The sequence below is a fragment of the Dactylosporangium sp. NPDC005572 genome, from assembly GCF_040605515.1.
GTDB lineage: Bacteria > Actinomycetota > Actinomycetes > Mycobacteriales > Micromonosporaceae > Dactylosporangium.
This window is the reverse complement of sequence record NZ_JBEXCY010000006.1, coordinates 145,600-155,525: the sequence shown is the minus strand read 5'-3', so window position 1 is coordinate 155,525 and position 9,926 is coordinate 145,600. Positions and strand designations below refer to the sequence as shown.

General features: G+C 73.7%; 11 protein-coding genes. 2 read left to right on the top strand and 9 right to left on the bottom strand.

Features of this window, described 5'->3' with window-relative positions:
• From ABZS66_RS05420 to ABZS66_RS05385, 8 genes are all read right to left on the bottom strand, one after another.
• The coding region (locus ABZS66_RS05420) for a hypothetical protein (RefSeq protein WP_354755397.1) at positions 1–360 on the bottom strand (360 nt) is incomplete at its 3' end.
• A 27-nt stretch (positions 361–387) separates the two neighbouring features.
• Positions 388–717, bottom strand: coding sequence for a PadR family transcriptional regulator (locus tag ABZS66_RS05415; protein WP_354755395.1), 330 nt, complete (start codon positions 715–717; stop codon positions 388–390).
• Between the two features lie 72 nt (positions 718–789).
• Positions 790–2,844, bottom strand: a complete 2,055-nt coding sequence (gene tkt / locus ABZS66_RS05410) for a transketolase (RefSeq protein ID WP_354755393.1) — start codon at positions 2,842–2,844, stop codon at positions 790–792.
• A 151-nt stretch (positions 2,845–2,995) separates the two neighbouring features.
• On the bottom strand, positions 2,996–3,604 hold the full coding sequence (locus ABZS66_RS05405; protein WP_354755391.1) for a hypothetical protein: 609 nt from the start codon (positions 3,602–3,604) through the stop codon (positions 2,996–2,998).
• A gap of 114 nt (positions 3,605–3,718) precedes the next feature.
• Positions 3,719–4,906: an ABC transporter permease gene (locus ABZS66_RS05400; protein WP_354755390.1), complete on the bottom strand. Its 1,188-nt coding sequence runs from the start codon at positions 4,904–4,906 to the stop codon at positions 3,719–3,721.
• Entirely contained in the window at positions 4,903–5,601 is a 699-nt protein-coding gene (locus ABZS66_RS05395) for an ABC transporter ATP-binding protein (RefSeq protein ID WP_354755389.1), read from the bottom strand. The genes ABZS66_RS05400 and ABZS66_RS05395 overlap by 4 nt, the downstream gene beginning before the upstream one ends.
• Positions 5,598–6,680 (bottom strand): peptidoglycan-binding domain-containing protein, encoded by a 1,083-nt coding sequence (locus tag ABZS66_RS05390; protein WP_354755387.1) that lies wholly within the window; start codon positions 6,678–6,680, stop codon positions 5,598–5,600. The genes ABZS66_RS05395 and ABZS66_RS05390 overlap by 4 nt, the downstream gene beginning before the upstream one ends.
• Entirely contained in the window at positions 6,677–7,222 is a 546-nt protein-coding gene (locus ABZS66_RS05385; RefSeq protein WP_354755386.1) for a hypothetical protein, read from the bottom strand. Before ABZS66_RS05385 ends, ABZS66_RS05390 begins: the two co-directional genes overlap by 4 nt.
• Before the next feature lie 109 nt (positions 7,223–7,331).
• On the opposite strand from ABZS66_RS05385, the gene ABZS66_RS05380 reads away from it, so the two are divergent.
• Together ABZS66_RS05380 and ABZS66_RS05375 are read left to right on the top strand one after the other, a co-directional pair.
• Positions 7,332–8,639, top strand: coding sequence for a histidine kinase (locus tag ABZS66_RS05380; RefSeq protein WP_354755384.1), 1,308 nt, complete (start codon positions 7,332–7,334; stop codon positions 8,637–8,639).
• Positions 8,636–9,286, top strand: coding sequence for a response regulator transcription factor (locus tag ABZS66_RS05375; RefSeq protein ID WP_354755382.1), 651 nt, complete (start codon positions 8,636–8,638; stop codon positions 9,284–9,286). The genes ABZS66_RS05380 and ABZS66_RS05375 overlap by 4 nt, the downstream gene beginning before the upstream one ends.
• Here the strand turns inward: ABZS66_RS05375 and ABZS66_RS05370 are convergent, their stop codons facing one another.
• Positions 9,287–9,868, bottom strand: a complete 582-nt coding sequence (locus ABZS66_RS05370; RefSeq protein WP_354755380.1) for a cadmium resistance transporter — start codon at positions 9,866–9,868, stop codon at positions 9,287–9,289.
• Positions 9,869–9,926: the final 58 nt, after the last annotated feature.

The following is a 9,926-nucleotide window of genomic DNA, read 5'->3' as shown; positions in this document are numbered from 1 at the left end:
CACGGTGCCGGCGCCGAACCCGCGCACGCGGGCCACCGCGGCCGCGGCCAGCCCGGCGAGCACGGCGCACCCGACCGACACGAGCAGCCCGAGGGTGAGGGCCAGCAGTACCACGTCGAACTCCCACCGCGGCCCGCTCGTGACCATGGCGAGGTACAGGCGCTCCAGCGCGAACGTGACCGCCGCCGTGCCGACGGCGACGGCGACCAGCCCCTGCCGGATCGGGCGTCGGCTGCCGTCCCGCAGCGAGGCCCGCAGCCGGGTCGCGAACCGGCCGGCGCGCAGCCGGACCGCCAGCACCGCGATCGCGATGATGGGCGCGGGTGCGAGCACCATCGGGATGATGAGCGTGTAGAGCATCGGGGCCTCCGGTTGCGGCAGCGGCGGTCAGACGATCCGAGGCGCAAGCCGGGTCACGCCCGGCGTGGGTGCGGGTTGGTCGGCGTGGGTCGATGCTTCCGCGGTACTGGCGAGCGCCGCCCCCGAGCTGGTGAGCCGGTACAGGTGGCGCGCCGGCCGCCCGCGCGGCGGGTCGCTCTCCCAGGCGGTCTCCACCTGCCCGCGCTCGGTGAGGCGGATGAGGATCGGGTACACCGTGCCGGCCTTCAGCCCCAGCGTGCGGCACAGGTCGTACCCGTGACTCCACTGCGCACCGGCCCGCGCGAGGGCGACGAGCACAGCCGCGGTCTGCGCCGACGGACGTCGTTCACGTGCCATGCCGCTAATATCTACCTAGATAGAGTTAGTGCGCAAGCCCCGGGCACGTGCCGATTTTTTCGCGGACGGCGGTCAGGTGTTCGCGGCCACCTGCTCCCGGGCGACCTGCGACACCCGCTCCGGCGTGAACCCGAACTTCGTCAACAGGTGCTTGAGCGGCGCCGACGCCCCGAACGTGTGCATGCCGACGACGGCGCCGGCGTCCCCGACGTACCGTTCCCAGCCGAGCGTCGACGCCTGCTCGACGGCGACCCGGGCCCGTACCGCCGGGGGCAGCACCTGCTCGCGGTACTGGCGCGGCTGCCGGTCGAACAGCTCCCAGCACGGCATGCTCACCACCCGCGCCGCGACACCGCCGGCGGCGAGCTCGTCGCGGGCCGCGAGCGCCAGCGCCACCTCCGAACCGGTGGCCAGCAGGATCACGTCCGGATCGCCGGACGGCGCGTCGGCCAGCACGTACCCGCCCATCGCGAGCCCGGACGCCGCGGCCAGCCGGCTGCGGTCGAGGGTGGGCAGCGGCTGCCGGGACAGCACCAGTGCCGCCGGCTCGCGCCGCAGCCCGGCGACCACCCGCCAGGTCTCGACCACCTCGTTCGCGTCGGCCGGCCGGAACACCAGCAACCCCGGCATCGCCCGCAGCGAGGCAAGCTGCTCGACCGGCTGGTGGGTCGGTCCGTCCTCGCCCACACCGATCGAGTCGTGACTGAAGATGTGCAGGGTCGGGATCTCCATCAGGGCCGACAGCCGGATCGCGGCGCGGGCATAGTCGGAGAAGATCAGGAAACCCGACCAGTACGGGCGGAGCTTGGACAGCGCCATTCCGTTGGCGATCGCTGCCGCCGCGTGCTCGCGGACACCGAGGTGGAAGTTGCGCCCGGACCGGTCGTCGGCCTGGAAGTCACCGGCGCCGGGGAACGTGAGCCGGGTCTTGGTGGACGGTGCGAGGTCGGCCGAGCCGCCCAGCAGCCACGGCACCGCCTGCGCGAGCGCGTTGAGCACCCGGCCCGAGGAGTCGCGGGTGGCGATGCCCTTCGCGTCGGCGGGGAAGGTGGGCAGCGCGTCCTGCCAGCCGGCCGGAAGGTCCCGTCGCTGCATCCGCTCGATCTCGTCGGCCAGCTGCGGATGCCGCGCGCGGTACGACTCGAAGGTCGACCGCCATGCGTCACGCGCCGCGCTGCCGTGCGCGCCGATGCCCCGGGCGAACCAGTCGTGGACCTGGTCGGGAACGTAGAAGTCGGTGTCCTCGGGCATGCCGAGGAACCGTTTGGTCTCCCGGACGGCCTCCGGGCCGAGGGGCTCGCCGTGGGCCTTCGCGGTGCCTTCCACCGGGGAGCCGTATCCGATGTGGCTGTGCACCAGGACCAGCGTGGGCCGCTCGTGTTCGGCGCGGAAGGTGTGCAGTGCGCGCGCCACCGCGTCGAGGTCGTTGGCGTCCGCGACGGTCGTCACGTTCCAGCCGTACGCCAGGAAGCGCTCGGCCAGGTCCTCGGTGAAGGTGATGTCGGTGTGGCCCTCGATGGTCGTGCGGTTCGAGTCGTAGATCCAGCACAGGTTGGACAGTCTCTGGTGGCCGGCGAACGAGGCCGCCTCCGCGGAGACGCCTTCCATCATGTCGCCGTCGCCGGCGAGCGCGTACACGTCGAAGTCGAAGAGCGTGAAGCCGTCCCGGTTGTACCGGGCCGCCAGCCACTGGCTGGCCACGGCCATCCCGACCGACGTCGCGACGCCCTGACCGAGCGGTCCGGTGGTGGTCTCGACGCCGCTGGTCCACCGGTACTCGGGGTGGCCCGGACAGCGGGAGTCGAGCTGGCGGAAACTCTTGAGGTCGTCGAGGGTGACCGAGGGACGCCCCAGTACCTCGTAGTCCGGGTCGACCGCGCGTACCCCGGTCAGGTGCAGCAGTGACCAGAGGAGGACCGAGGCGTGGCCCTCGGACAGGACGAACCGGTCCCGGTTGGGCCAGATCGGATCGGCCGGGTCGAACCGCAGGAACCGCTGCCAGAGCGTGTACGCGACCGGAGCGATGCCCATCGGGGTACCCGGGTGCCCGGACTCGGCTCGCTGGACCGCGTCCATGCACAGGCCGCGAATGGTGTTGACGGACAACGTGTCGAGATCGGTCGTCATGGTGGTCAACGTGGCCTCCGTGGATGCGCGTCGGGGTTGGTCGCACCAGATCGAACCTGTCGTGGGCGCGAGCCTCACAGGTCTTTCGTACCAAGCAAGCTCCGCCGGGTCCCGGCACACTCACCCGGATCGGGCGATGTTCGGCCGTCCGTCAGAGGATGCGACTGATCGTGGTCGCGAGGTCGACCAGGGCCCAGCCGGCGAACAGGGTCAAGGCGACCCTGGCGGTCCAGGCGACCGCCGCCGGCATCCGCTGCCAGACGGTCCGGTCGCTGCCGATCCAGCGGTCGCCGAGCCAGGCGACGACCACGGTCGCGAGCAGCGGGACGCCGAGCGTGAGGGCAACGGCGACGAGTGGCGGGTCGAGCAGCGTGAAGTCGACACCGTCGCTGTGCACCATCATCGCCCCGATGACGAGGGTGGCCCCGAGCGGCACGCTGACCCGCCGCCACCACCGCGGACCGAAGCGCAGCCCCCGCACGGCGACCCACACCAGCCCGCCGATCACGCCGAAGACGGTGCTGACCAGCAGGAGGTTGATCGTGCCGGCGAGGGTGAACCGGCCGATGACGAAGCCGTCGTCGCTGAGCACCCCGGTTGCCCGGGGGTCGTTGAGGCGGGCCAGGACGAGCATGAACAGCCGCCCGCCGACGCCGCCGGCGACCAGCCCGGCAATGCCGCCGGCCAGGGCGGCGACTCCCAGCCGCCGGGCCCACTCGACGCCACTCGACAGTGTCGATGCTTGCACTTGCCCGGTCATGTCAACGCCCTCCGGCTGTCAGGGCCAGTGATCGTAGCTTCCGGATCTCGGCCCACGGAGTCGGCTTTTACGCGGCAGGATCGTCCGCTGCCTGACATCTGCGTCGGTGGGCGCTCAGGACGTCCGCAGCGCGTCGGTGGGGTTGAGGCGGGCGGCTCGGGTGGCCGGGTACAGCCCCGCCGCCACGCCGATGACGAGCGCCGCCGCGAGGCCCGCCCAGACGCCGGTGGCCGGGATCAGCGGCTGCCAGCCGCGGTACGCGGCGACGGCGTACGTGATCGCCGTGGCCAGCAGGGTGCCGGCCGCGCCGCCGAGCGCGGACAGCAGCAGCGACTCGGTGAGGAACTGCGCCGCGATGTGGCGGCGGGCGGCGCCCAGGGCGCGGCGCAAGCCGATCTCGGTGCGGCGTTCGAGGACCGCGATGACCATCATGTTGGCGATGCCGACGCCGCCGACGAGCAGCGCCACGGCGCCGAGGCCGAGCAGCAGTGACGTGGTCGAGCCGGCGACGATCAGCCGGGAGGCGAGGGCGTCGGACGGGCGGCTGACGGTGACGCTGCTCGGCTCGACCGGGTTCGTCGCCCGGCCCAGCAGGCCGGCGACCGCCGCGGTCCGGGCGGTGTCGGTGCGGACGTAGAGGCGGGTCGGGTGGCCGTCGTAGGCGAAGTACTCCGCCGCGACCGGCAGGCCGATCAGGACGGCCCGGTCGACCTCCGGTGCGAGTTCGAGGGGGCGCAGGACGCCGGCGACGGTGAACCAGTGCTCGCCCACCCGGATCCGGGTGCCGGGGTCGACGCGGATGATGCCGAGCGCCGACGCCGCGTCGTGGCCGAGCACCGCCACCGGGTACCGGCCGGTGGCCTCGTTGAGGAAGACGCCGGTGGCGAGCTGCCCGTCGAGGGTGTCCAGCAGTGCCGGTTCGGTGGCGCGGACCTCGATGCCGCCGCCGCGGTACGCCGGTATCCGGTCGGTCCGGAAGACCTGGACGTGTGGCACGCCCGCGGTCGCGGTGACCTTCCGCACCCCCGGGGTCCGGGCGACGCCGACGGCCGCGTGTTCGGGCAGCCTGGCCTCGTCGCCGCCGACGCGGGTGCCGTTGGCCACGGTGAGCAGATCCGTGCCCAGCCGATCGATCCGGGACAGCAGGTCGGCCTGGCTCGATCGGGTGATGCCGAGGACGGCGACGATGGCGGCGATGCCGATCGCGATGCCGAGCGTGGACAGGGCGGCCCGCAGCGGGCGGCTGCGGATGCCGACGGTGGCCAGGGGGAGCAGGTCGGCGGCGCGTACCTGAGATCTCATGGGGTCCGTTCCGAGTCGGCGAAGTCGGCGACGACGCGGCCGTCGCGCAGTTCGACCCGTCGCGGGCAAGCGGCGGCGACGGTGGGGTCGTGGGTGATGACGAGCAGGGTCACGCCGTCGGCGTTGAGCTCGCGCAGCAGGGCGAGGATCTGCGCGCCACCGGCACTGTCGAGGTTGCCGGTCGGCTCGTCGGCGAGGACGAGTGCCGGTCGGCCGACGATCGCGCGGGCGATCGCGACGCGCTGGCGTTCGCCGCCGGAAAGCCTGCCGGCCGGGTGGCCGGCGCGGTGCGCGAGGCCGACGCGGTCGAGGGCCTCGGCGGCCGCGCGGCGGCGCCGGGCGGCGGGGACGCCGCGGTACAGCAGGCCATTGGCCACGTTGTCCAGCGAGGACAGGTGCTCCATCAGGAAGAACTGCTGGAACACCACACCGAGCGAGTGTGCCCGCAGGCCGGACAGCTGCCGGTCGGTCAGCTCCTCGACGGCCCGGCCGGCCAGCCGCACCGAGCCGGACGTCGGCCGGTCCAGGCCGGCGGCCAGGTTGAGCAACGTGGTCTTGCCCGATCCGGACGGGCCGACCACGGCCACCAGCTCGCCGGCGCGGACGGTCAGGTCGACCCCGCGCAGCGACTCGACGGGTGGCGTGCCGGGGTACGTCCGGCCGGCGTCGTGCAGGCGCAGGACGGCATCGCTCACGTGACCGGCACCTCGACCTGGACGCCTTCGACCAGCCGGTCGCCGGTGACCTCGACCGTGCCGGCCTGCTCGTCGAACAGGCCGGTCGTCACGGTGACCAGGCGCCGACCGGCACCGTCGACGACGGCGACCCGGTAGCCGCCGCCCTCGCCGGCGAGCAGGGCGGTCACCGGTACGAGCAGGACGTTCTCATGCCGCGCACCGGTGATCGCGACCTGGACGGGCGCCTGGTCGAGGGCCGGGGCGCCGGCCGGCAGCGTCACGGTGATGACCATCGGCACGGTGGCCGGTCCGGGCGGGCCGTCGCCTTGGGCGACCACGGTCGCCACGGTGCCGACCTCGCGGACGGTCCCGTCGACCGGCGTGTTCAGCCCGGGAACGGTGACCTTCACCGGGTCGCCGGCGTGGACGGTGGCCTGCCGGGCGGCGGTGAGCGCGACGCGCACCACGCGGGCGGTCGACGTCGCCGACAGGACCTGCACCCCCGGCCCCGCGGTCTGGCCGGGCTGCACGGACGCCGAGCTGACGCGCAGCGCGCCGGGCAGGAACACGACCTGCCCGAGCGGCAGGTCCCCGGTCCGCTGGGCCGTCGACAGGCCGCGAGCCTTCTGCCAGCGGCGGATCGCGGCCGCCGTGGCGTCGGTGAAGTGCCGGTCGACCGTGCCGGGAGGCACGCCGAGCGCGGCCAGGTTCTGCTCCAGCTGCAGCACGTCGGCGCCGTCGGTCATCCCGGGCGCGAAGTCCCGGTAGGCGGGCGCGGCGCCGTACAGCAGCACCGCGGGTACACCGGCGACCGCGAAGAGGTCCGCGCCGCGCACGACCGCCGTGCCGGGCGCCGCGACGGCGGTGACCACGCCGCCGGGCAGCTGGTTGACGACGGTGTACGCCCCGTCGAACCCGAGCGTCCCGGCCACCTGCACCCGCGCGGCCACGTCGCCCCGCGTCACCGGCGCCGTCGTCGTGCGCAGCTGCGGCCCGGCCACCGGCTCGGCGTCCGGCGCCCGGGTCACCGCCCACCCGACCACCCCCGCCACCGCGGCGAGCACCGCGCTGACCGCCGTCCACGAGCGGCCCCTCACGAGATCGCGATCTTCTTGTCGTACAGGTGCTTGCACGCGTCGATCGCCGTCAGCACCCGCTCCGACGCGCCCTCATGCTCCAGCGGCGTGCCGACCAGCGGGAACGTGCCGTCCGGCTTCGGGTCGGGGAAGCCGTCGATGCCCTGCTCCCGCATGCACTTCGCGAACGCCCGCAGCTTCTCCAGGTCCTCGGCGCTGGGCGTCGGGTCGCGGCGGTCGTCGGGCAGCGACATGGACTCGTCCATGATCGCCTTGCACTCGGGATGCTGCTCCATGATCGTGCGGATCTGCTCCTTGAGATCGGGTCCCGCAGCCGGATAGACGAGCTGGCCGTCCTGTATGTCGGGGTCCGGGAAGCTCGGGTACCCGTGGTCGCGGGCGCACTGCGCGAAGCGGCGCCCGATGCTCAGCGCCCGCTCCTCGTCGAGGCCACCGCTCGCGGACGCACCCGGCCCGCTCGGGCCGCTCGGCCCGGACGAGCAGCCGGCCAGCACGAACACCGTGGTCAGGGCGGCGATCACCGCGACAGGTCTGCGTGTCATGCCGTCCACGATTACCGTCGTGCCGGGGTGCCGCGTCTGGCGACCGGCCGATGCCGGCATCTGTCGTCCGACGGATGTCAGGCCCCGGCAACCCCCGTACGCTGGGCCGATGCAGCCCACGACGCGCCGCTGGCTGGACGCGGCGCTGATCCTCGTGCTCGCCGCCGCCACCGCGCTGTGGAGCAACGCCCCGCTCTGGTTCGTCCACCCGGACGAGAAGCTTCTTGACGTATTCGGATCGGTCGAGGCATGGCGTGCCCATGTGATCTGGTGGTGCCTGATCGGCGTGCCCGCGGCGGTCGCGATCCCGCTGCGGCACCGCCGGCCGCTGACCGCGATGGTCCTGGCGGCCGGCTCGGTGGCCGGTCACCTCCTCGACCCGATCATGAAGGCGCCGCCGATGGACGTCGCCGTGCTTCTGACGATGTACACCCTGGCCGGCTCGGCCCACGCCCGCCGGACCGTCGTCGGGGTGCTGATCGCCGCCGAGGCGCTGCTGTTCGCCGGCGGACTGGCCAACGGGGTCGGCCTGCTCCCCGGCACGGGTGGCAGGTCACCGGCCGCCGGCTATGACCGGGTGGCCAGGACCGCGACCGCGATCCTGCGCGGCGACGCCCTGCCGATCGGGCTGGACGTCATCCGGAGCGTCAGCGTGCCCGCGCTGCTGCTCGCCGCCACCTGGGCGGTCGCCGACAGCGCCCGGACCCGCCGCGCGCACCTGGCCACCCTGCAGGCCCGCGCCGACGACCTCGAACGCGAACATGAGCAGCGCACCGCCCTCGCCGTCGCCGCCGAGCGCGGGCGCATCACCCGCGAGCTGCACGACGTGGTCGCGCACGGCCTGTCGGTCATGGTCGTGCAGGCCCAGGGCGCCAAGGCCATGCTCACCCGCGAACCGGACCGCACCGGGGCCGCCCTGGCCAACATCGTCGTGACCGGCCGCGCGTCGCTCGCCGAGATGCGCCGGCTGCTCGGCCTGGTCCGGACCGGCCCCGGCACCGACCTGACGCCGCAGCCGAGCCTCGCCATGCTGCCGAGCCTGGTCGACGGAGTCCGGGACAGCGGCACCCCGATCGACTTCCGGATGACCGGCGAACCACCGACGCTGCCCGCCGTCGTCGAGCTGGCCGCGTACCGGATCGTGCAGGAAGCGCTCACGAACGCGCTCAAACACGCCACACCCGGCGCCGGCTGCACGGTCGGCCTCGACTTCGACCCGGCGGGCCTGACCATCCGCGTGGCCGACACCGGTGATCCGGTGCCACCACCCGCGCCGGGCAACGGCCTGCGCGGCATCACCGAGCGGGTCCACGCCCTCGGCGGCGAGCTGCGGGCCGGCCCGGCCCCGGGCGGCGGCTTCGAGGTGTGGGCCCGCCTGCCGGTCGCCGCCACCCAGCCGCGGGAGCTGGTCGCGTGATCCGCGTCGTGATCGCCGACGACCAGGTCCTGGTCCGTGCCGGCTTCCACATGATCCTCGACGGTACCGAGGACATGACCGTCGTCGGTGAGGCCGCCGACGGCCTGCAGGCCCTGACGGTGGTCGCCGGCACCGGCCCCGACGTGGTCCTGATGGACGTGCGGATGCCCGGCATCGACGGCATCGAGGCGACCCGCCGCATCCGCGCCGCGCACGCACCGGACGAGCCGCCACATGTGATCATCCTGACCACGTTCGACCTCGACGAGTACGTCTACGCCGGCCTGCACGCCGGCGCCGCCGGGTTCCTGCTCAAGGACACCCTCGACGGCGACCTGCTGCAGGCCGTGCGCGCGGTCGCCGGCGGCCACAACGTCGCCGCACCGGCCGTCACCCGCCGTCTGGTCCAGCACTTCGTGGCGACCGGCCCGCGGATCGTCGACACCGCACCGCTCGGCACGCTCACCGCCCGGGAGCGCGACGTCCTCGAACGCATCGCCGAGGGCCTGTCCAACCAGGAGATCGCCGACCGCCTGGCGATCTCCGAGGGTACCGTGAAAACCCACGTCAGCCGCGTGCTGGCCAAGCTGGGCCTGCGGGACCGCATCCACGCGGTCATCTACGCCCACCGCAGCGGCGTCGCGTAGCTACAAGCCCTCGACGAGGATGAGCACGCCGATCCCGATCAGCACGAGGGGGAGCAGGACGTGTCCCCAGCGGCTGAGCGCCCGGGCGATCACCGGGCGGGTGGCGAAGTACCGGCCCGCCGCGACCCACCCGGCGACCAGCACCAGGAAGACGACCGCGTAGACGGTCATGCCGCCGAGGCCGGCGGTGGCGAAGACGGGGACGTAGACGCCGATGTTGTCGCCGCCGTTGGCGAACGTGACGGTGGCGACCTCGAGGATCCGCACCGGCCGGGACGGCGGCGCCTCCCCGTTGTCCCGGCCGCGGTCGCGCCAGGCCTGGACCGCGGCCTTGACGCCGAGGGCGAGCGGGAGCAGGCCGAGGTAGGGAACGGCCGCCTCGGGCAGGAAGGTGGCGCCGAACGCGGCCGCCGCCGCCGCGGCGAGGATGCCGGCGAAGCCGAGGTACTGCCCGAGTGTGATGTTGCGGGTCGTGCCGCGGTGGCCGGCGCCCTGCGCGAAGAACAGCGCGAGGATGACGATGTCGTCGACGTTGGTGACGGCGAACAGTCCCACCGCCTGCCAGAGGATGCCCAGGCTCACGGGCCGCCACGGTACTACACGTGATCATCCGGCGCCCGCAGCGACGAGTTTCGGCCCT